The sequence below is a fragment of the Micrococcus terreus genome, assembly GCF_900116905.1.
Taxonomy (GTDB): Bacteria; Actinomycetota; Actinomycetes; order Actinomycetales; family Micrococcaceae; genus Citricoccus; species Citricoccus terreus.
In genome coordinates, this window is sequence record NZ_FPCG01000001.1 from 58,038 (window position 1) to 79,638 (window position 21,601).

Annotated in this window: 19 protein-coding genes and 1 tRNA gene; 10 read left to right on the forward strand and 10 right to left on the reverse strand. The window is 69.8% G+C overall.

What is annotated here, in order from left to right:
- Positions 1–2 precede the first annotated feature (2 nt).
- Positions 3–1,550 carry a PucR family transcriptional regulator gene (locus tag BM355_RS00275; RefSeq protein ID WP_091692701.1) on the reverse strand — a complete coding sequence of 516 codons (1,548 nt, stop codon included), beginning with the start codon at positions 1,548–1,550 and terminating at the stop codon, positions 3–5.
- 155 nt (positions 1,551–1,705) lie between these two features.
- Between BM355_RS00275 and gabT the strand changes: the two genes are divergently transcribed.
- Positions 1,706–3,079 (forward strand): 4-aminobutyrate--2-oxoglutarate transaminase, encoded by a 1,374-nt coding sequence (gene gabT, locus BM355_RS00280; RefSeq protein ID WP_091692703.1) that lies wholly within the window; start codon positions 1,706–1,708, stop codon positions 3,077–3,079.
- A gap of 84 nt (positions 3,080–3,163) precedes the next feature.
- Here the strand turns inward: gabT and rarD are convergent, their stop codons facing one another.
- The 5 genes from rarD to BM355_RS00305 are packed head-to-tail and all read right to left on the reverse strand — an operon-like array spanning position 3,164 to position 11,150.
- Positions 3,164–4,081, reverse strand: a complete 918-nt coding sequence (gene rarD / locus BM355_RS00285) for an EamA family transporter RarD (RefSeq protein ID WP_245760493.1) — start codon at positions 4,079–4,081, stop codon at positions 3,164–3,166.
- Positions 4,078–8,178: a type VII secretion protein EccCa gene (gene eccCa / locus BM355_RS00290; protein ID WP_091692707.1), complete on the reverse strand. Its 4,101-nt coding sequence runs from the start codon at positions 8,176–8,178 to the stop codon at positions 4,078–4,080. Before eccCa ends, rarD begins: the two co-directional genes overlap by 4 nt.
- Positions 8,175–9,335 (reverse strand): nucleotide-binding protein, encoded by a 1,161-nt coding sequence (locus BM355_RS00295; protein WP_143109361.1) that lies wholly within the window; start codon positions 9,333–9,335, stop codon positions 8,175–8,177. The genes eccCa and BM355_RS00295 overlap by 4 nt, the downstream gene beginning before the upstream one ends.
- Positions 9,335–10,687, reverse strand: coding sequence for a type VII secretion integral membrane protein EccD (gene eccD / locus BM355_RS00300; RefSeq protein ID WP_091692712.1), 1,353 nt, complete (start codon positions 10,685–10,687; stop codon positions 9,335–9,337). The genes BM355_RS00295 and eccD overlap by 1 nt, the downstream gene beginning before the upstream one ends.
- A 1-nt stretch (position 10,688) precedes the next feature.
- Positions 10,689–11,150, reverse strand: coding sequence for a hypothetical protein (locus BM355_RS00305; RefSeq protein WP_091692715.1), 462 nt, complete (start codon positions 11,148–11,150; stop codon positions 10,689–10,691).
- A gap of 367 nt (positions 11,151–11,517) precedes the next feature.
- Between BM355_RS00305 and BM355_RS00310 the strand changes: the two genes are divergently transcribed.
- The 4 genes from BM355_RS00310 to htpX all read left to right on the forward strand — a co-directional run bounded on the left by BM355_RS00310 (position 11,518) and on the right by htpX (position 14,715).
- On the forward strand, positions 11,518–11,844 hold the full coding sequence (locus BM355_RS00310; RefSeq protein WP_143109362.1) for a hypothetical protein: 327 nt from the start codon (positions 11,518–11,520) through the stop codon (positions 11,842–11,844).
- 79 nt (positions 11,845–11,923) lie between these two features.
- Entirely contained in the window at positions 11,924–12,229 is a 306-nt protein-coding gene (locus BM355_RS00315) for a hypothetical protein (RefSeq protein WP_091692719.1), read from the forward strand.
- A 158-nt stretch (positions 12,230–12,387) separates the two neighbouring features.
- Positions 12,388–13,797, forward strand: a complete 1,410-nt coding sequence (locus BM355_RS00320) for an FAD-dependent oxidoreductase (RefSeq protein ID WP_091692722.1) — start codon at positions 12,388–12,390, stop codon at positions 13,795–13,797.
- Positions 13,798–13,845: 48 nt separating this feature from the next.
- Positions 13,846–14,715, forward strand: coding sequence for a zinc metalloprotease HtpX (gene htpX / locus BM355_RS00325; protein ID WP_091692724.1), 870 nt, complete (start codon positions 13,846–13,848; stop codon positions 14,713–14,715).
- Between the two features lie 72 nt (positions 14,716–14,787).
- On the opposite strand, the gene BM355_RS00330 is transcribed toward htpX, so the two are convergent.
- Together BM355_RS00330 and BM355_RS00335 are read right to left on the reverse strand one after the other, a co-directional pair.
- Positions 14,788–15,264: a hypothetical protein gene (locus BM355_RS00330; RefSeq protein ID WP_091692726.1), complete on the reverse strand. Its 477-nt coding sequence runs from the start codon at positions 15,262–15,264 to the stop codon at positions 14,788–14,790.
- A 68-nt stretch (positions 15,265–15,332) separates the two neighbouring features.
- Positions 15,333–15,821, reverse strand: coding sequence for a YajQ family cyclic di-GMP-binding protein (locus BM355_RS00335; protein ID WP_091692729.1), 489 nt, complete (start codon positions 15,819–15,821; stop codon positions 15,333–15,335).
- A 197-nt stretch (positions 15,822–16,018) separates the two neighbouring features.
- Here BM355_RS00335 and BM355_RS00340 point away from each other — a divergent pair.
- The 3 genes from BM355_RS00340 to BM355_RS00345 all read left to right on the forward strand — a co-directional run bounded on the left by BM355_RS00340 (position 16,019) and on the right by BM355_RS00345 (position 17,670).
- Positions 16,019–16,100, forward strand: a tRNA-Tyr gene (locus BM355_RS00340).
- Positions 16,101–16,186: 86 nt separating this feature from the next.
- On the forward strand, positions 16,187–16,318 hold the full coding sequence (locus BM355_RS14750; protein ID WP_260060550.1) for a hypothetical protein: 132 nt from the start codon (positions 16,187–16,189) through the stop codon (positions 16,316–16,318).
- 185 nt (positions 16,319–16,503) lie between these two features.
- The gene (locus BM355_RS00345) at positions 16,504–17,670 is read left to right on the forward strand and encodes an RtcB family protein (RefSeq protein WP_091692732.1); all 1,167 of its coding nucleotides are present in this window, start codon (positions 16,504–16,506) and stop codon (positions 17,668–17,670) included.
- 20 nt (positions 17,671–17,690) lie between these two features.
- Here BM355_RS00345 and BM355_RS00350 read toward each other — a convergent pair whose 3' ends face one another.
- Positions 17,691–18,131, reverse strand: a complete 441-nt coding sequence (locus BM355_RS00350; RefSeq protein WP_091692735.1) for a hypothetical protein — start codon at positions 18,129–18,131, stop codon at positions 17,691–17,693.
- Positions 18,132–18,353: 222 nt separating this feature from the next.
- Here BM355_RS00350 and trxA point away from each other — a divergent pair, with 222 nt between their 5' ends.
- Entirely contained in the window at positions 18,354–18,722 is a 369-nt protein-coding gene (gene trxA, locus BM355_RS00355; RefSeq protein ID WP_091692737.1) for a thioredoxin, read from the forward strand.
- Positions 18,723–18,816: 94 nt separating this feature from the next.
- On the opposite strand, the gene BM355_RS00360 is transcribed toward trxA, so the two are convergent.
- The gene (locus BM355_RS00360) at positions 18,817–19,896 is read right to left on the reverse strand and encodes a DNA-3-methyladenine glycosylase family protein (protein WP_245760494.1); all 1,080 of its coding nucleotides are present in this window, start codon (positions 19,894–19,896) and stop codon (positions 18,817–18,819) included.
- Positions 19,897–20,064: 168 nt separating this feature from the next.
- Between BM355_RS00360 and BM355_RS00365 the strand changes: the two genes are divergently transcribed.
- Positions 20,065–21,591: a pyridoxal-phosphate dependent enzyme gene (locus BM355_RS00365; RefSeq protein ID WP_091693753.1), complete on the forward strand. Its 1,527-nt coding sequence runs from the start codon at positions 20,065–20,067 to the stop codon at positions 21,589–21,591.
- The last annotated feature ends 10 nt before the right edge of the window (positions 21,592–21,601 follow it).

A 21,601-nucleotide genomic window follows, 5' to 3' on the forward strand; every position in this document is an offset into this window, starting at 1 on the left:
CCTCAGTCTAGGGAACTGACGTCCAGCGACCGTCCCCGGCTCTGCCGCTCCTGGGCCAGGGCCAGCCACAGGTGGACGCGGCCGGCGGTGACCGTGGGGTCGAACCCGGAGAGCTCGGCCACCTGCTGCAGCCGGTACCGCACCGTGTTGCGGTGGATCCCCAGCTGCCGGGCGACCTCCCCGGCCTGGCCATCCGACTCCAGGTAGACCGTGAGCGTGCGGATCAGGTCGGTGTGGTGGCGCCGGTCCGAGTCCTTTAGCGGATCCAGTGCCTCAGCTGCCAGGTCGGCCAGCGGGACATCCTGCGCGGACATCAGCAGCGAGGCCATGGTCAGCCGGCGTGACTGGGTGAACCCGGTGCCGTCATGCAGGGCCTCCAGGGCCTCGTAGTAGCTCCAGCGCAGCCCCTCCGGGCGGGGGTAGGAGGCACCGGCACCCGCACGGGCCCTGATGCCCGCCCGTTCCAGGTGATCCATCAGCAGCTCGCCGTCCCGTCCGCTCACCCCCTGAGAGGGGACCACCGCGATCAGCCGGTCCTCCACCAGGGCCGTGGCCGCACCGTGCAGCTGGACCGGCAGAGGCAGTGAGGCGAGCAGCCGGGCGGACGAGCTGCTCTGGGACTCCACCGCCACCACCACATGCCGCGCCGCCGCGTCCACGCCCAGGGCCGCCAGGCGCACAGCGGCCTCCTGGCCGTGCAGGCTGCCGTCCACCACGTCCTGCAGCACCTCGCCGGCCAGCCGGCGCGAGGCCTCCACCGTGCGGGCGTCGCTGCTCAGCCGCACGGCCAGCAGGTTCTGTGCCGAGGCGGCCAACTGGGTCAGCGGGTCATGGTCGGCCGCCTCGGGCTGGCCCTCCGCCTGCGTCCCGGGTGCATCCGGGGTCCACAGGTGGAGCCGGCAGCGGTCCGGCAGCCCGGTGGCCACAGGAACGGTCAACGTCCGTCCGCCCTCCAGCTCGACCACCAGGCCCGAGCCGCGATCCTCCACCGGAGGGACACCCTTGGCCGCAGCCCGGTGGACCACGGTCCCGTAGCGCTCCAGAGCCGCCCGGCCGCCCACCAGTCCGGCCAGGGTGTGCACGAACCCGGACACGCCCCGCCCGGAGAGCAGCGACTCGGCCAGCCGCTGATGGTGGTCCATCAGCTCGGTCAGCCGGGCCACGTGGTCGGTGACCTGCCGGTCTGCCACCAAGTGGCTCAGCGCGATGAACGGGGTCTCCAGGGGCACCTCCACCAGCGGCAGACCCAGCGCATCCGCGCACTGCACGACGGCGGCCGGCACCTTGCGATGCCCCAGTCCGGTCCCGTAGCCCAAGGCGGTGGCGCCGGCCTGGGCCACGGCGGTGGTGAAGTCACGCTGCTGGGCCGCGGAGCGCTGACGGACCCCGGTGGTCAGGACCAGCTCGCCGCCGGAGAGGAAGCGCCCGGGATCCAGCACCTCGGTGACCGCCACCCAGCGCACCACGGCTGCGGTGTCCGCCGGGACGGCGCCGACCTGACGCAGGTCCAGGCCGGGTGCGTGCATCAGGTCCGAGAGCGTGGTGGGCATGGTCGAATCCTACTCACCACGTGGTGTGCAGGCGCACCGTCTGTGAGGTGTGACGGTGTGCAGCTGCCCCTGACGGAGGGTGCCTGCGGGGACTACGCTCGGCATCAGTATGGACCGCTGTGCCCGCCGCAGCCGACACCGATGGAAGGATCCCCATGACCGTCAAGGACATGCAGTACCGCCTGGAGCAGAAGCGCCACGTCAAGACCGACATCCCCGGCCCCCGCTCCGCCGAGCTGGCCGCCCGCCGCTCCAAGGTCGTGGCCTCCGGCGTGGCCTCCTCCAACCCGTTCTTCGTGCAGGACGCGGACGGCGGTGTGCTGCTGGATGTGGACGGCAACTCCTTCATCGATCTGGGCACCGGCATCGCGGTGACCTCTGTCGGCGCGTCCGCACCGGCCGTCGTCGGGGCCGTGAAGGAGCAGGTGGAGCACTTCACCCACACCTGCTTCATGGTCTCCCCGTACGAGGGCTATGTGGAGGTCTGCGAGGCGCTGGCCGAGCTGGCCCCCGGTGACTTCGAGAAGAAGGCCGCCCTGTTCAACTCCGGCTCCGAGGCCGTGGAGAACGCGATCAAGATCGCTCGCATCGCCACCGGCCGCACCGCTGTGGTCGCCTTCGACCACGCCTACCACGGCCGCACCAACCTGACCATGGCGCTGACCGCCAAGGCCGCACCGTACAAGTCCGCCAACGGCAAGAGCTTCGGCCCGTTCGCCCCCGAGGTGTACCGGATGCCGCTGAGCTACCCGTTCCGCGAGGAGAACCCGAACATCACCGGCAAGGAGGCCGCCGAGCGCGCCATCCTGCAGATGGAGAAGCAGATCGGCGGGGAGTCGATCGCCGCCATGATCATTGAGCCGATCCAGGGCGAGGGCGGGTTCATCGTCCCAGCTGAGGGCTTCCTGCCGCGCCTGGCCGAGTACGCCCGTGAGAAGGGCATCGTGTTCATCGCCGACGAGGTCCAGGCCGGGTTCTGCCGCACCGGCGCCTGGTTCGCCTCCGAGCACGAGGGGATCGAGCCGGACCTGATCACCGTGGCCAAGGGGATCGCCGGCGGCATGCCGCTCTCCGGTGTGGTCGGCCGCGCCGAGCTGCTGGACGCCGTGCACGGCGGCGGTCTGGGAGGCACCTACGGCGGCAACCCGGTGGCCTGCGCCGCCGCACTGGGTGCGATCGAGACCATGCGCGAGCACGACCTCAACGGTGCCGCCCGCCGGATCGAGGAGCTGGTCCTGCCGCGCCTGGAGAAGCTGGCCCAGGAGACCGGCATCATCGGCGACGTGCGCGGCCGCGGCGCCATGCTGGCCATGGAGTTCGTGCAGAAGGGCTCGGCGGACTCGGTCAAGACCCCGGACGCCGACGTGGTGAAGAAGATCGCCGCAGACTGCCTGGCCGAGGGTGTCATCATCCTGACCACCGGCACCTATGGCAACGTCATCCGCCTGCTGCCCCCGCTGGTCATCTCCGAGGAGCTGCTGCTGGACGGCCTGGAGGTCCTGGAGGCAGCTGTGCGCAAGCACGCCTGACCGACAGCGCCACCCCCTCAAGCACAAAGTGACCGTACCCCCACCACAGTGACGGGGTACGGTCACTTTGTGCTTGAGGGGGGATCAGCTCTGCTGGCGACCCTTGGGGCGGGTGTGGCGGGTGTGGTGCAGGGTGTCCGCCGTGAGGATCACCAGGGCGATCCAGATCAGGATGAACCCGGTCCAGCGGCCCGCGGACATGTGCTCGTGGAAGACCAGCAGCCCCACCAGGAACTGCATCACCGGGGCCATGTACTGCATCAGTCCCAGCACGCTCAGCGGCAGACGCCCCGCTGCTGTGCCGAACAGGATCAGCGGCACCGCCGTCACCACGCCGGACGCGGCCAGGATCCAGAAGTGACCGGCCCCGTGGTCCAGGAGGGTCAGCATCCCGGCGGAGGAGAGCCAGACCATCCCGACGACGAAGACCGGGATCAGCACCACCGTCTCGGCGCCCAGGGAGGCCACCGGGTGCACGGTGGGACCGAGTCGGTTCTTCACCAGTCCGTAGACGCCGAACGTCACCGCCAGGGCCAGGGCGATCCACGGCACCTGACCGTGCCCCACCGCCAGCACGATCACGGCGACCGCGCTGAGGCCCACGGCGATCCACTGGGCCCGGCGCAGCCGCTCGCCCAGGAGCAGCACGCCCAGCAGGACCGAGACCAGCGGATTGATGAAGTACCCCAGTGCCGCCTCGAGGGTCTGCCCTGAGGTCACCGCGTAGGTGTAGACCGCCCAATTGGTCGCCACCAGGACCGCCGCCAGGGCGGTGATCCCCAGGCGCCGGGGGGAGATGAGCAGCCGGGCCAGGTCGGCGAATCGGCGCAGCACCGCCAGCAGCACCAGGCACACCACCAGGGTGAATCCGATCCGCACCACCACGATCTCCGCGGCCGGCGCCGGGGCGGTGACGGCGATGTACAGCGGCAGCAGCCCCCACCAGAGGTAGGCGGAGAGCCCGTAGGCCAGCCCCGAGCCGGTGACTGGCCGGGCACTCACCGGGAGGATCCTGCAGAAGCCGCCTGGCCGTCGTCGGGCCCTGCGGAGGCGCCTGCCTCGCCCTCGGGCTGCCAGAAGGTCTGGACCGTCATCAGGGGACGGCCGGTCATTAGCAGCTGGCCACGGCCCGGAGGCAGCTTCTTGGCGCGGACCCCGTTGATCAGGCTGCCCTCGCCGCGGTCGCCCGAGAGGATCAGGGAGGTGGTGCCGTTGTCCCGCAGGGTGGAGAAGAACGACTCGTACATCCCGCGTGAGGCGCCGCGCACCCGGCGGGTCAGGAAGAAGTGCATGTTCAGGTCCGCCGCCATGGGCACGAATGGCACCAGCGGGGCCAGCGGGGACTGTCCGCCGCCCACGGTCAAGATGTCATAGTCGTCGATCAGGGCGATCATCCGGGCCTTCCGCTGCGGGGTGTCGTTCTCCCCGGTGGGGTCCTGGCGCTTCTTGATCTCGGTCAGCACGGCGTTGGTCAGCTGTGCGCCGATCGCCGAGTTCGTGGCATAGCCGCCCAGGTAGTCCTCCGGAACGGCGTCGCCCAGCACGCGGCGGGGATCCCAGACCACGAAGAACAGCTCGTCGTCCGTGTGGGTGTCCGTGAACCGGCGCACCACATGGCGCAGCAGATTGGACTTGCCGGTCTCCTCGTCGCCCATGACGATGATGTTCCGGTCCTTGTTCTCCAGGTCCAGCCACTCCGGCTCCAGGTCCAGCTCGCGCAGACCGATGGGGAACAGGCCGTGCTGGGCCGGCGTGGGCACGGTGGAGGCCTCCACGATGCCCGGCAGCACCCGGACCTTCATGGCCGCGCCCTGGGTGAACCGGTCCACCTGGGCCACCAGGTCCTTCAGCCCGTCCGTGACCGTCTCCGGATCGTCCTGGCCGTCGATGCGCGGCAGGGCGATGTGGCCCTGGAGCTTCTGCGGGGACAGGGCCCGGCCCGGGGCCTCCGGGTTCACGTTCTCGGCCAGCTTTCGGTCCACCTGGGAGTCGCCCGGCTCGGTCAGATGCAACTCGATCCGGTGGGTGAAGAAGGACTGGTGGGTGACCCGGACCTCGTTGTTGCGGTTCACCGAGGTGACCACGTGGATCCCGTAGCCGCCGCCGCGGCTGATCAGCGTGACCATCTTGCTGGTGAGGTCCTCGAACTCCTCGGCGATCTGGCCGTAGCCGTCGATCACCAGGAAGATGTCCGCACTGGGCAGCTCCGGCAGGCGTCCCTCGGCGTGCATCCGGCGCATGGTGGGCAGGGAGTCGATGGCGTGCTTCTCGAAGATCCGCTCGCGGTGAGCGAGCATGCCCATCACCTCGTCCACCGTGCGAGTGATGACCTCGCGGTTGGTGCGGATGGCCACGCCGCCCACATGCGGCAGGTCCCCCAGGGGCAGCAGGTTCGCTCCGAGCAGGTCGATGCAGTACACGCCCACCTGCTGCGGGGAATGGGTCAGCGCCAGGGAGGCGACGATGGTGCGCAGCGTGGTGGACTTGCCCGACTGGGGCCCGCCGTGGACGATCAGGTTGCCCGAACCGGAGGCGAAGTCGATCTCCCACAGTCCCTGCCACTGCTTGGCCGGGTCGTCCAGGATGCCCACAGGGACGCGCAGACGGCCTCCCTCCGGCAGGCGCAGGCCGGTCTCGGTCCGCTGGGGCTCGCCGACCGTGGCGTCCAGGGTGGTGGTCGCGGGCAGCGGGGGCAGCCAGATCGGCTTGACCGAGCGGGGGAAGGTGCGCAGGGTGTCCATCATGGTGGACATCACCGTGGGCCCGGTGGTGCGCCGGGCCGGTCCGTCCTTCTTCGTCTCGGACGTCTCGCCCGGGCCACGCTCGAACGGGTCGTCCAGCACCAGGGCGTAGTCCGGGGCCTCCAGCACCGGGGGGATCTCCTCCTCCGGGTCCCGGCGCTGCTCCTCCTCGAACTGCTCGTCCTCCAGAGGCCCGGAGACGTAGCCGGACTTGAACCGGGAGTAGACCGTGGTGTCCACCTTCAGGTAGCCGTAGCCCGGCAGCGGGGGCAGGTGGAAGGCGTCCGGGGTGTCCAGCACGGTGCGGGACTCGGACTCGGAGAGGGTGCGCAGGCCCAGCCGGTAGGACAGGTAGGTCTCCAGGCCGCGCAGCTTGCCGGACTCGATCCGCTGGGAGCTCAGCAGCAGGTGCACGCCGATCGAGCGGCCGATGCGCCCGATGGACAGGAACAGGTCGATGAAGTCCGGCCGAGCGGTGAGCAGCTCACCGAACTCGTCGATGATCACCACCAGGTGCGGCAGCGGCTCGATCTCGTTGCCCTGGGCCAGCTGCTCATCCCGGTGGATCTGGTAGTCGGTGATGTTGGCGATGTTCCCGGCGGCCTTGAGCACCTCCTGGCGGCGCAGGATCTCCCCGTTGAGGGAGGCGTACACGCGCTCGATCAGGGTGAGGTCGTCCGAGAGGTTGGTGATGATGCCGGTGACCTGCGGGGCGCCTTCGAACGGTGCGAAGGTCGCGCCGCCCTTGAAGTCCACCAGGACCATGGCCAGCTGGTCCGGGGAGTGGGTGGCGAGCAGACCGAACACCAGCGAGCGCAGCATCTCGGACTTGCCCGAGCCCGTGGCGCCCACGCACAGTCCGTGGGGGCCCATGCCCAGCTGGGCGGCCTCCTTCAGGTCCAGCAGCACGGGCTTGCCCTTGTCATCCGGGCCGAGTGGGACGCGCAGGAAGTCCGCGTGGGGGCGGGGCTTCCAGAGCCGCTCCACATCGGCGCGGTCCAGGCGCTGGGAGAGCCCGAGCATCTGCAGGAAGGACAGGGCGGCGGCGTTCTCCGCGGCCGAGTGCTCCAGGGAGTCCAGGGAGAGCCTCAGCGGCGCCAGCTCCTGGGTCAGGCCGGTGGCGGTGGAGGAGTCGAACTCGTCCAGCCCGCCTTCGGTGCGCACGGGGTGGCCCTGGTCCTGGGTGCGGTCCTCGAGCAGGAAGCCCACCCGTCCGTCCTCCCGGGGGTGGGGGGTCTCGGAGATGCGGTAGGAGACCTCGGAGGGCTCGTGCAGCCGGTCGGCGCACAGGTGGACCAGGGTGATGCCGCGGGCCTGCAGGCTGAAGTGCGAGTCGCCCATGGTCAGGTCCTGCACCGGTGTGCCGTAGCCGTCCACCACCACGATCAGGCGGGAGAGCAGCGGGGATCCCTTCGTCACCTCGTGCCCGTACCGGGTGGTCTCACCGGCCACCTTGGAGCGGTACTGCAGGTCCTCGTCCAGCAGCTCCAGCAGCGCGCCGGTGTCCGGGGCGATCAGCTTCACCGCACCGGTGACATGCTGGGTGGAGGTGTCGTCCAGGTGGGGCAGCAGCTCCATCCAGTCCCAGTCCTCGCGGGACTCACGAGGGGCCACCAGGGCCAGGCGCACATCCTCGGGCGACTGCAGCGCGGCGGCTCCGGCCACCAGGGCACGGGCCACCCGCAGACCGAACTCGCGCGAGCCCACCACGGAGATGTTGCCCGCCGAGTCCAGCGGAACGGTCAGCGGCATGTCCGGGGCGGTCTCGAAGCGCTGCTTCAGGGCCTCGGCCTCGCGCAGCATGAACTCGTCCTGGACCTGGCTGGCCACCTCGGTCAGGGAGACGCTGATCTCCCGGGTGGGGCGGCGGCCAGAGCCGATCCGGGTGTGCAGGAAGTCCTCGTGGTAGCGGCGGCGCTCCCACAGCCGAGCCGGGTCCCGCACGATGTCGAACAGGGCGGCCGGCGGGGGACTGGAGGCCCGTGCCGCCAGCTGGGCCGCGGACTCCTCGTCCCGCAGCGTGCGGTGGGTGCGCTCCAGGTAGCGGTTGTAGGTGTCCCGCAGGGTCTTGCGCCGCCGCGTGGCCTTGCCGCGCTGCGAGGCGAACATGATCAGGGCGGCGATCAGCGAGACGATCATCGCGATGGCCCCGACCGCTGCGAACGGGCTCTGCCGGAACGTCATCATCACCATCATGGAGCCGCCCGCGGCCACCATCGGCAGGATCTGCATGATGTTCCCGCCGCCGCTCTCCTCGGCCGAGGGGTCCACCGGCTGGGGGCCCTGGATGGAGAAGGGACGGTAGAGCCGGGCCGGGGCAGAGGTCCGTGCCGGCCGGTGGATCACCTTCTGGGTCACTGTGCACGGCCTTCCCGACGACGTCCCGCGGCTTCGGCGGCCCCGGCACCTCCGCGCTGACGGTTGGCTTCGGCCAGGATCCCGGAGGCCAGCTCCGCGGTGGCGCGGCGGTTCTCCGGGCGGATCAGCGGCAGACGGATCCCCACGCCTCCGGCCAGGTGGCGGTCGTAGCGCAGCGCGCCGGCCATCACTCCCACCCGGGTGAGGGCGGCGGCCTGGGCCAGCGGGTCCAGGGCGGAGGCTCGGTCACTGGCGGTGACCACGGCGGCCACCGGGATGGCGGAGAGGAACGGGTCCTGCAGCCAGTGCCGCAGGTATCCGGCGGCCTCGTCCACGCCGGTGGCCGTGGCGGGCACGGCGAACACGGCTGCGTGGGCCTGGGTGAGCACCTGGGCGGTGTCCGGGTGGTCCAGCCCGGTGGGGCAGTCCACCACGGTGACCGGGAAGAATCGGGAGACGGTGGCCAGGGTGGAGGTCAGCCGGGCTCGGCCGAGAGGGCCGCCGGCCGTGCGCGGACCGGTGAGGTGCAGCTCATCCGGGGCCTGTCCCATGAGCGAGGTGACACCCTGCTGGTTCACCTGGGGAAGTCCCACCAGACCTGCGGCCAGCTGATCCACGCTCGGGACCGGGACGCCGGCGGTGGAGGGGTCGGAGAGCCGTAGCGCCAGGGCACCCACGCCGGGGTCCAGATCCAGGGCCGCCACCGGCTCCGGACGCAGTGAGGCGTAGGTCCGCCCGAGCAGGGCGGCCACGGTGGTCTTGCCGGCCCCGCCGCGCAGTGAGACCACGGCGATCCGTCGGCCGGTGGTGACCGGGGCCTGGACCCCGCGTGCGGCACTCTGCAGGCGCTCCGCGGTGGGATCGTGCCGGAACAGGTTCCCGGCCGAGCGCGCCGCCCGGGCCACCAGGGACAGTGCCGGTCGATCGCCCACCCGGCGGGAGAGGGCTCCGGAGACCGGTTCGAACCCGGTGCGGCGATCGTCTTGGGCACGGGCCAGCTCCTGGCGCATCTGGCCTCGTGAGCTCCAGTCCGCCTGCACGAAGCCCGGCACCTGCCGCGGCGCGGCAGCGGAACGGGACCGGCCGTCGTCGGGACCTGCCGGATCCGCCCAGGGATCACGCGAGGCGGGGGTGGTGCCCGGGGTCATCGAGCTCATCAGAAGATCTCCCAGAGGGTTGCGTAGATGCCGAAGTAGCCGATCAGCAGGGGGATCACCGCGAACAGGGCGAGCGCCTCCACGGTGTCGCCCAGGCGGCGCATGCGGGCCTGGGAATGCTCGGGCAGGTCCACGGACAGGCCGGAGCCCACCAGCAGGGCCAGGGCCAGCAGGACCGCCAGGAACACGCCGTCGAACTGAGGCTGGTAGGCGGTGGCCAGTCGGACCAGGGACAGCACCCCCACACCGGTGGCCAGGTAGAGCGGGATCCGTTCACTGGCCAGCGGGAAGGAGCGTGCACGCAGCCCCACGGCCAGGGTCAGAGCGGCCAGCAGGGGAACGGAGAAGGGGTGGTGTGAGGTGTCCTCGCCGATCAGCCACAGGGCCGCCGCCGCCGAGAGCGCACCCACCACGGTGCTGGTCACCAGTCCGCCGTGCGCGGCGTCGATCGCGGCATCGGCGTCCGTGCGCAGCAGCGACCGTCCCTGGGAATGGGAGTCGTCCAGGGAGGCCAGGCCGGAGGCGGACAGGGCGATCTTGGGCAGCATGCCCAGCACGAGCACGGTGATGATCCCAGCGATCCCGGCGCTGCCGACCAGCACCTCGGCGTCCCGGTCGCCGATGCTCCAGTCGGCGATGAGCGGCGCCAGAGTCCACACCAGCGTCAGGCCGCCGGTGATCGCCGCGGCCATGAACATCGCCAGGGGACGGCGGACCACGAACCCCAGCAGACCCATCCCGACGGCGGCCAGGGCCCCAGAGGCGGGCAGCAGCCACTCCTGCGGCAGGTCCAGGTTCCACAGGCCGGTGCCCGCGAACAGGACTCCGGTGCCGATCAGGGTCCCGGCCACCGCCCGCATCCGTCCCGGTGCCGCCACGGAGGCCCCGGCGATCAGCAGCACGGCTCCCAATCCCAGCTCGATCCAGGCCCGGGTGTCCTGGGCGTACAGGTCCAGCAGCCCGTGGACCGCGAACCAGGTGCCCAGGGCGGCGATCACGCCGCAGATCAGATAGCGGTAGAGCTCGGACCACCGGCCGCGCACCGACTCGGTGGCATCGGTGACGGCGTCGTTGAGGTCATAGACGATCGGTGCCGGGGGTGCCTCGGTCTGGGAGACCACACTCAGACGCTCCCCGTCCAGCACCTCGGCCTCGGCGAAGGTCTGCTCCGGGTCCACCGTCTCGCCGGAGGTGCGCACCAGCAGCTTGGTCCCCAGTCCCTCTTGGGGGCGGTCGTCCAGCAGGTCCAGGATCTGCGGCAGCAGGGCGCCGACCGGGGTGTCTGAGGGCAACAGGGCATCGGCGTTGCGCCGCTGCCCGATCAGGGACACGCGTGTGTAGGGGCTGGGCACGTCAGCACCTTTCCAGGGGGTCGGCGCTCGCCGTCAGCGTGGTGGCGGCGATCGGCAGTGCGGTGAGGGCGGACAGGTCGGTGGGGGCGGCAGGGTTCGCACTCAGGTGGGCGGCCGGCAGGCGGAGAGTCGGAGCTGAGCCCTGAGACTGGTCCTGACGCTGCTGCTCCTCCTGCTGGCGTCGTTCCTGGTCGCGCTGCTCCATCTCCTGCTGGCGCTCCTGCTGCTGGCGTTCACGCTCCTCGCGGTCGGAGAGCCAGTTGGTCAGGATCTGGACCACGAAGGAGATCGCCACGCACAGGGCGCAGATGACCGCGGTGGCGATCACGCCGTAGATGAGCAGGCGGGTGCGGTCCTTCCAGCGTCGCTCGGTGGGGTTGGCCCCATACAGCAGAGAGGCCGTCAGGCGGTTGCGACGGACCTCCACTGATTCGATCAGCTGGGAATCGAAGTCCATGGCCATGCTTGCCCCTCCTCTGCGTCCTCTGCCGGCACGGTGTCCACCGGGTGATCGACCGACCGATCACCGACGGCCGGCCGAGATCCATCATCCCAGGTTCTCCCCTGCATCATTCCAGCACCGGCCCTGAGATGATGCCAGGTGAGCGGCAGAGGAGCATGGGTAGTTCTCCCCATGCTCGGCAGTTGACCTGCTGCAGCGACTCCACGGAGGATGGAATCACTGGGCCGGAGAGCTGCGGGGGAGGCGACGAACACACCGTCCGACTGGCACCGACCCGGTCGTCAGAACTGAACATCAGGGGCCGTCACACCACGAACGGTCCGCATCCAGGAAACGGACCGGAGGGTCCTGACACAAGGGGAATCACATGGCTATCCAGCTTGAAATGACGGACATCAATGTCTTCCACAAGGCGATGCAGGACTCGGGCGACTCCGGCGAGCAGCTGCTGGCCGAGGTCGGCAACCTGGAGACCTCCGTCAAGGCTCTGCGTGACACCTTCAAGGGCGCCGGTGCTACGGCGTACGAGAACTTCATGGTCGAGGTCAACGAGTGCCAGAACATCCTGGTGGAGGCCCTGGGCATGATCAACACCGGTCAGGCCGAGGTGTACCAGTCCTACATCGAGGAGCAGGACACCATGGTCGCCGACGCCACCTCGTCCACCACCGAAGAGTTCCCGATGTCTCGGTGACGCCTCAGGCGCACCCGACCTCATCCACCACTCCACGCCAGAGCTTCAGGTCTGAGAAGACCGCCCGAAAGGACCCATCATGACCACCATCAAGTACGACGCCGGAGCAGCCGAGCAGTACGAGGCCGACGTTGCCGCGATCGCCGGACGCATCGAGGGCATCCTCGGTGACCGCGAGACCCAGAAGAACTACGTGGCCAGCAACTACCAGGCCACCGACAACGACGCCGAGTACGACACCGTCGAGAAGAAGTGGCTGGAGGCCGGTGACGCGGTCAAGCGCATCGTGGAGAAGGCCCGCAATCTGATGATCGAGAACGACGTCACCGCCAGCAACGCCCACAAGCGCGCCTCCGACGCCATCCTGGGCATGAACCGCGGCTGATCCCCGCCCCACGGGACGCCTCCGGGCAGCCCGTCCCAGCACCGCCCTCCCACGGCCTCGACCGTGCAGGAGGGCGGTGCTGTGTTGCCGGTAGACTGGAGGGTCGGTGCCCCGAGCCCCGGACTGTCCCGAGACCCCCACGCTGTGAAGGAACTCCTGTGAGCGCTGCCCCGTCCCGTCCCCTTCGTCTGGCCATCGTCGGCGCAGGACCGGCCGGCGTGTACACGGCAGACCTGCTGACCAAGGCGGAACGCGAATTCGAGGTCAGCATCGACCTCTTCGACCGCTATCCGGCACCCTATGGGCTGATCCGCTACGGCGTGGCGCCGGACCACCCGCGGATCAAGGGCATCGTCAAGGCCCTGCACAAGGTGATGGACCGCGGGGACATCCGTTTCCTGGGCGGCGTGGACTTCGGCACCGACCTGACCCTGGAGGATCTGCGCCGGCACTATGACGCCGTCGTCTTCTCCACCGGCGCCATCCTGGATGCACCCCTGGACATTCCCGGTGCGGACCTGGACGGGTCCTTCGGCGCCGCTGACTTCGTCTCCTGGTACGACGGTCACCCGGACGTGCCCCGCGAGTGGCCGCTGAACGCCCGCGAGATCGCGGTGATCGGCAACGGCAACGTGGCCCTGGACGTGGCACGGATGCTCTCCAAGCACGCCGATGACCTGCTGGTCACCGAGATCCCGGACAACGTCTACCAGGGGCTGAAGGCCTCCCCGGTGACCGACGTCCACGTCTTCGGTCGCCGTGGCCCGGCACAGGTGAAGTTCACCCCGCTGGAGCTGCGCGAGCTGGCCCACTCCCGCGACGTGGACATCGTGCTGTACCCGGAGGACTTCGAGTTCGACGCCGCCTCCGAGGAGGCCGCCTCCACGAACAACCAGATCAAGACCATGGTCAACACCCTGACCAACTGGCTGGTGGAGGAGCAGGACACCGGAGCCTCCCGCCGCCTGCACCTGCACTTCCTGCAGGCCCCCGTGGAGATCCTGCCCGGCGAGGGCGAGCAGTCCGGTGAGGTCGCCGGGCTGCGCATGGAGCGCATGGAGCTGGACGGCACCGGCGGCGTCACCGGCACCGGTGAGATGATCGACTACCCGGTCCAGGCCGTGTACCGGGCCATCGGCTACTTCGGCTCCCCGGTCCCCGGTGTGGCCTTCGACGAGCGCCGCGGCGTGATCGTCAACGAGGCCGGCCGCGTGCTGGACGAGTCCGGGCAGCATGTCCCCGGCCTGTACGCCTCCGGGTGGATCAAGCGCGGACCGGTGGGCCTGATCGGCCACACCAAGGGCGATGCCCTGGAGACCATCGGCTGCATGCTCGAGGACGAGCCGAACCTGTGGACCGCGCAGGTCCCGGACGAGCAGTCCGTGATCGACCTGCTCGAGCAGCGCGGCGTGGAGTACACCACCTGGGAGGGCTGGCTGGCGCTGGACGCCCATGAGCTCTCCCTGGGGCAGCAGGCCACGGCCGCCGGTCCGGTTGAGCGCGAGCGCGTCAAGGTGGTGCCCCGCGAGGAGATGACGCGGATCAGCCGCGAGGCCCACTCCGGCTGAGTGCGGCCCTGCGCCGCTGGTGCGGTGCTCGCGATCTAGGGTGGTGGCATGCATCGTCACCACAACGGCCTGAAGACCGCCCTGCTCTTCGCCGCCCTGTTCGGGATCCTGCTGGCCATCGGCGGGCTGATCGCCGCGGGCACCGGCAGCTCGACCTGGATCTGGATCTTCGCACTGATCGGCCTGGCCACCACGGCCTACAGCTATTGGAACAGTGACAAGATCGCCATCCGGTCGATGCGGGCCTACCCGGTCACCGAGCAGGAGCAGCCGGAGATGTTCCGGATCGTGCAGGAGCTCTCCGCGCAGGCCGGCCAGCCGATGCCGCGCCTGTATGTCGCACCGACGCCGTCCCCGAACGCCTTCGCCACCGGTCGGAATCCGCAGCACTCAGCGGTGTGCTGCACGGAGGGGATCCTGCGCATGCTCAATGCCCGGGAGCTGCGCGGAGTCCTGGGCCATGAGCTGATGCACGTCTACAACCGGGACATCCTGACCTCGTCCGTGGCCACCGCTGTGGCAGGACTGATCACCTCGGTGGCGCAGTTCCTGATGTTCTTCGGTGGCGGACGGGGCCAGCGCAACGTCAACCCATTGGCGATGATCGCCCTGGCCCTGCTGGCACCGCTGGCCGCCTCCCTGGTGCAGATGGCCATCTCCCGGACCCGGGAGTACGACGCGGACGAGGACGGGGCCCAGCTGACGGGTGACCCGCTGGCGCTGGCCTCGGCGCTGTACAAACTTGAGCACGGCGTGCAGGCGGCGCCGCTGCCGCAGGAGCAGCGGCTCGTCAACGCCTCCCACCTGATGATCGCCAACCCGTTCCGGAATCCGAAGGCGATGTTCTCCACCCATCCGCCGATGGCCGACCGGATCCAGCGGCTCGAGGGCATGGCCCGGGCGCTGGGCCAGCACTGACCGGACACCCCCAGCACGACGACGGCGCCTCACCTTCTGCAGGTGAGGCGCCGTGCGCTGTGGAGACAGGGATCAGGCGGCGTGGGACCCTGCCAAGGTGCCGCCCATGCGCTGCCAGGCTGCCACCAGGTGGTCCTTGACGTCTTCGTTCTTCAGCTTGTCCGCGGCCACCTCGGCCTCGTGGATGGCGTCGTCGGCGTCCTGCCGTGCCTTCTTCAACGCCGCGCGATCCTCGTCGCTCTGCCCGGACACCGGTCCCAGTGAGGCCAGCTGCTCCTCGACGCGCCGCTGCTCCTCGGCGATCCGGCGCAGCCGGGCCGGCTCCATCAGGGTCTCCACGAAGGCCGGGTGCACCATCAGGCCACGGCGGATGTCGATCCCGTGGCGCAGGGCCGCGGCCAGGACGTCCGAGGGCTGGATTCCCGCGGGTGCCGGCGTCCACGCCAGCCGGGCCGGGTCGCGACCGTCTCGGCGCTCCATGACCTTGATCGCGCCGAGATCGTGCGAGGTCATCAGGACGGTGGCGTCGGGTTCGATCAGGTACATCATGCCGGGGGTCCGGTCCTTCCGGGAGGGGACACCGGGGGTGGCCCGGTGAGGGGAGAGTGGGGCAGGGGTCAGCGGAAGTTGACGAACTGCAGGTCCGCGTCCTCGAAGTCCTTGAGCATGGCGATCACCGACTGCAGGTCGTCACGGGACTTGGAGGAGACGCGCAGCTCATCGCCCTGGATATTGGCCTTGACGGACTTGGGGCCCTCATCGCGGATCAGCTTGGTGATCTTCTTGGCGGTGGGCTGGTCGATGCCCTCCTTGATGGAGGCCTCCAGACGGAACTCCTTGCCGGAGGGGAAAGGCTCACCCAGATCCAGGGACTTCAGGGAGATTCCGCGCTTGACGAGCTTGGACTCGAAGACGTCCAGCACGGCCTTGACCCGTTCCTCGGAGTTGGCCTTCATCAGCACCTTCTCACCGCTGAAGTCGATCTCGGCGCCCACACCCTTGAAGTCGTAGCGCTGGGCGATCTCCTTCTGGGCCTGGTTCAGCGCGTTGCTGACCTCCTGCTTGTCCACCTTGCTGACGACGTCAAAGGTCGAATCGCTGGCCATGGTTCTCCTTCTCGGCTCGGTCGGGGCAGCCGGGCGCACCGGCTGGCATCGTTCTGCTGTCAGCCTACCGTCGCCGTCCCGGACGGGGGAGCCGACGGATTTCCAGATCGGGCTCAGCCTGCGCTACAGTAGGGAGTCGCTTGACGGGCGAGCGCGGGATGTCCCCTGGACGGAACGCGATCCCTGGAGAGTTCCCCGGCAGATTACCCGAGCGGCCAAAGGGGGCTGACTGTAAATCAGCTGGCATTGCCTACGGGGGTTCGAATCCCTCATCTGCCACACCGCCTGAAGAATGCGGGAGCCACACGGCTTCCGCATTCTTCGCATCTGGGCGGACTGTTCCCACCGATGATCCAGGAGTTCTGATGCGTCAGCTCACCGCACTCCAGCCGTTCGGCCTCGCCGCACGGCTGACGGGCGAGCGCTCGCACCTGGTCGAGCTGAAGGCCCAGCCTCAGCCTTCTCCGGCATGTCATCGGCAGGGAGCCGAGACCTGACTCAGGACATCTGTGCCTCGCAGGGGCATTGACCTGACAGAGCGTCTCGAACCCACCGGTTCGGGACGCTCAGCTGCTTCCAGGGAGGGAGACTCCCTGTCTCAGGCACCGCATCCCGGACCTTCACCGGTCCTCAGCACCAGCTGGGACCGCCTGCACCACCTGAAGGAAAGGACTCCACCGTTGTGGAACACATCAACCGGAGGCTCGTGAACTGGGCCTCCATCCTGGATGAGAAGACTCGCGACCAGGCGATCGCCACCTCGCAGCTGCCCTTCATCCACCCTCACCTGGCCCTGATGCCCGATGCCCACCTGGGCAAGGGCGCGACCGTCGGATCGGTCATCCCCACTCTGGGGACCATCATCCCGGCGGCGGTGGGCGTGGACATCGGCTGCGGCATGATCGCCGTGCGCACCCAGTTCGCCCGTGACGACCTGCCCTCAGAGCGCACCAGCGTGCGCGAGGCGATCGAGCGCGCCATCCCTCTCTCGGCCGGCGGCTACAACCGGAAGGTCGTGGCCACGGCCGCACCGCGGATCGCCGAGCTGGAGGCACTCGCCGAGCAGGCTGGCTTCGATCCCTCCTCCTACGCCGGGCACTGGCGCGTCCAGCTGGGATCGCTGGGCTCGGGGAACCACTTCATCGAGATCTCCCTGGACGAGCAGGACCGGGTCTGGACCTTCCTGCACTCAGGGTCGCGGGGAATCGGCAACAAGATCGCCCAGCACCACATCATGGTCGCGGCTGACGTGGCCCGGCGGTACTGGATCGATCTGCCGGACTCGGACCTGGCCTACCTGGTGGAGGGCACCCCGGAGTTCTCCCGGTACATCCGGGAGCTGCGGTGGGCCCAGCACTTCGCCCTGCTCAACCGCGAGGAGATGATGGACCGGGTGATCCGTCAGGTCTCCGAATGGGTGGGGACTCCGGTGCAGGAGCAGGAGCGGATCAACTGCCACCACAACTTCACCGAGTCCGAGAAGCACTTCGGCAAGCAGGTGTGGGTCTCCCGCAAGGGGGCCATCCGAGCCACCGAGGGGGAGATGGGACTGATCCCCGGCTCCATGGGCGACGCCTCCTACGTGGTGGAGGGCAAGGGCAACCCGGTGTCCCTGAACTCCTCACCCCACGGGGCCGGCCGGGCCTACTCCCGGTCTGCCGCGCGCAAGGCCTTCACCGTCGAGCAGCTGCGTGAGGCCATGGCGGGGATCGAGTACCGGGACACCGACGCGTTCCTGGACGAGATCCCGGCGGCCTACAAGCCGATCGACCAGGTGATGGCCGACGCCGCCGACCTGGTCACCGTCCGCCACACCCTGCGGCAGATCGTGAACGTCAAAGGGGATTGAGCGCCTGTGCCCCTGCCGGATCAGACCATGGCCGGCAGGGGCATCAGGTCCCACAGCGTGCACAGGGAGTCGTCCTCGGCCCCCATGATCAGCTGGTAGTAGGCCCAGGCCCAGGCGGTGGCCCCGTTGGTGTCCGGCGGGCAGGGCGGGCAGTCGTCCGGATGGAACCAGCGGCCACCCACGCAGATGAAGTCGATCTCCAGGGACGTGGTCGTCTCTCGGGGAGGCATCAGCGGCCGCTTCAGGTCCGCCGCCCGGGCGACCGCGTAGAGCTCGGTGGCCGAGCGGTCCATCACCAGCCCACAGTCCTCCTCGAAGGCCGCCACCCAGCCCATCGACTCCCGCAGGGCCTGGTCCTGATCCGATCCCGGGACCACCACCAGCACCGTGGCCCTCCGGCCCGGCATCATCCGCCCCGATCCCTGGGGCCCGTGGTGGTCGGTCATCGCCGTGCTGTCCATGGTCGTCTCCGTCCGATCGTCCGGCAGGCGACCTGATGTCCCCTGTCCATGGGATCGACGCTAAGAACGACTGGGGGCTCTCACCTGCGGCCAGAGCAGGATGTGGATCCTGGGGCTCAGCAGGTCCGCTGTGGAGGAGGTAACGCCGACGGTCGGAGCCGTCCCGTTCGCTGACTGTGGACACCCCTGACGACGCCCCGGGCGCACCGTTAGGGTGGACGCATGACTACCCGCGACATCACCGAAGCCGAGTTCGAGCAGGTCCTGACCGAGAACGAGATCGTGCTCGTGGACTTCTGGGCCGAATGGTGCGGACCGTGCAAGCGCTTCGCCCCCGTCTACGATCAGGTCTCCGCCGACCATGAGGACGTGGTGTTCGGCAAGGTGGACACCGAGGCACAGCCCGGACTGGCGGCCGCCGCCAACATCACCTCGATCCCCACCCTGATGGCCTTCCGGGACAAGATCCTGGTCTTCGCCCAGCCCGGCGCCATCAACGCCTCCCAGCTCGAGGACCTGGTCACTCAGGTCAAGGCGCTGGACATGGACGAGGTGCGCGAGAAGATCGCCCAGAACCAGAACGAAGGCTGACCTCGCCTTCCACGGCCTGCGCCCGACTGACGCAGGCTCCACACTGACGTATCCGGCCGGCCCCGCCGCCGCTGACCGCCCCACCGGGACGGGCTCAGCGGCCGCGGTGGTCGGCCGGAGTCAGTCGCGGCCCGAATCGGGCGGGCCGGAAGCCGGAGAGCCCGATCAGCCGCACCACCCGCTGACGGTGTCCGACCCAGGGCCGCAGCAGGGCCAGCATGCCGGCGTCATCGGTCCGGCGGCCGGTCAGGGCCTCTCCCACGTGGTGGGCCAGATGGTAGTCGCCCACCGCCACCAGGTCAGCGGACCCGTGCGTGCGCTGCAGCGCCTCGGCCACCGTCCACGCCCCGATGCCCGGCACCGCCTGCAGCACTCGACCCAGCTCCGCGGCGGCATCCACTCGGTGCGACCCTGCGGTGCGACCATGCCGGTCCAGGGTCTGAGCCCGCGCGGCCACCTGCACCATGGCCCTGGACTGGCCGGGCTGGACCCACCCGGCATGCCACTGCCAGCTCGGGATCAGCCGCACCGCCTCAGCGCGCGGGGCCATCAGCATCCCCGCGGGCGCCGGGTCCGGAGCAGGCTCGCCGAACGTCCGCACCAGCCACCGCCACCCGGCCCGGGCCTGATCGTGCGTGACCTTCTGCTCCAGCACCACCGTGAACAGCTGATCCACCAGCCGACCGGTCGCCGGCAGCCGCAGGCCCGGGTGGGTCCGGCGCACGCGCACCACGGAGGAGGGCAGCGCCCGTGACCACCCCGCACTCCCGTGCCGCTGCGAGGTGAGCAGGTCATCGAAAACCGGCCAGCCGTCGTCGGGAAGTCCCAGCAGTGCGGGCGCAGACCGGATGGCCGCGTCCGCGCCGGGACCCCATGCCATCACGTGGACCGGACCGGGGACCAGGGGAGAGGGCGCCGGGCGGACCAGGACGGTGACCGGCAGGGCCGGGGCGGTGGGATCGTCCGGATCCGGCTGGCGGTGGCAGAGCCAGACGCCGTCCGGCCGGGACTGGACGGTGGGATCAGCATGACCGCGTTGCAGGACGCCCAGGGTCAGGCGCACATCCACCGGGACGCCCGGCTCCAGCACCGCCTGGGCGTCCGGGGTCGGCAGCGCACCCAGGACAGTGGGGGAGGTGCCCGCAGGGTCGCCGGGTCGCTGGAGGCTGCTCACCGCATGATGGTCTCACGCGCGGCGGACAGGATTCCGCGCTGGGCGGACGAACGTGACCTGCTGTGGCCTCGGACTGCTGTGGTGTCCGGGGTCGCCGGTACCGTGGGGGCCATGACGAATGAGGCACCCCAGACACCCGCCGCCCAGCCCGGACCCGAGCAGCACCAGATGCAGTATGCCGAGAACGTGCTCGGGCTGATCGGGAACACCCCCCTGGTGCGGTTGAACCGGGTGACCGAGGGGATCCGTGCCACCGTGCTGGTCAAGCTGGAGTACCTGAACCCGGGAGGCTCCGTGAAGGACCGGATCGCCCTGAAGATGCTCGAGGAGGCTGAGGCGGACGGACGCCTGGCCCCCGGCGGCACCGTGGTGGAGCCGACCTCCGGCAACACCGGCGTGGGCCTGGCCATGGTGGCCCAGCTCAAGGGCTACCGTTCCGTGTTCGTCACGCCGGACAAGGTTGGTCAGGAGAAGCGGGACGTGCTGCGCGCCTACGGCGCCGAGGTGGTGGTGACCCAGACCTCCGTCCCGCCCGAGTCTGAGGACTCCTACTACGGGGTCTCCAACCGTCTGGAGCGGGAGATCCCCGGGGCGTATCAGCCCAACCAGTTCTTCAACCCCGCAGCGCCGGCCTCGCACTACGAGACCACCGGCCCGGAGATCTGGCGGGACACTGCCGGACGCATCACGCACTTTGTGGCCGGCGCAGGGACCGGCGGCACCGTCACCGGCACGGGCCGGTACCTCAAGGAGGTCTCCGCGGACCGCGCTGAGGGACCGGTGCGGATCGTGGTCGCAGACCCGGACGGCTCCATCTACTCCGGCGGCACCGGACGTCCGTACTTCGTGGAGGGCGTGGGCGAGGACATGTGGCCGGGCAACTATGACCAGTCCGTCCCAGACGAGGTCCATGCCGTCTCCGACGCCGAGTCCTTCGCCATGACCCGCCGGCTGGCCGCCGAGGAGGGCCTGCTGGTGGGCGGCTCCTCCGGCATGGCGGTAGTGGCCGGGCTGCGTGCGGCCCAGGACCTCACCGAGGAGGACGTCATGGTGATCCTGCTGCCCGACTCCGGCCGCGGCTACCTGGGCAAGATCTTCAGCGACACCTGGATGGACGAGCAGGGCTTCACCACGGTGACCGCCGAGTCCGTGCTGCCCGAGGGCGTGGTGGGGGACGGCGCTCGCCAGCCCCGCGCGGTGGTGGCTCCCGGCGCCACCTCCGAGCCCGGCGAGGGCGAGCAGAGGACTCCCGACGGCGGCCCCTCGCCCTGGCAGGCCACGGTCGCCGAGGTCCTGGGAGACAAGGACGCCTGGATGCCCGGATCCCTCCCGAAGGTGGTCACCGCCAGCCGGGACACCACGATCGCCGAGGCCATCTCCACCATGAACCGGTACGGCGTGGACGCGCTCCCGGTGGTCGGCGCCCCGCGGGATGATCTGCGCACCGGAGAGATCCACGGCACCGTGCAGGTCACCGGGCTGGCTGAACTGCTCGCCTCCGGACAGGCCGGTCCGCAGGAGCCTGTCGGTGAGCACGCCGGTCCGGCCCTGCCGCGCGTCAACGTCAGCTCCACCCTGATCGAGGCCAGGGAACGGCTCGAGGACACCGGTGCACCGGCTCTGCTGGCCATGCAGGACGGCGTGGTGGCCGGGATCGTTACCCTGCACGACCTGCTGGCCCACGTCACCCACTGATGTGACCTGA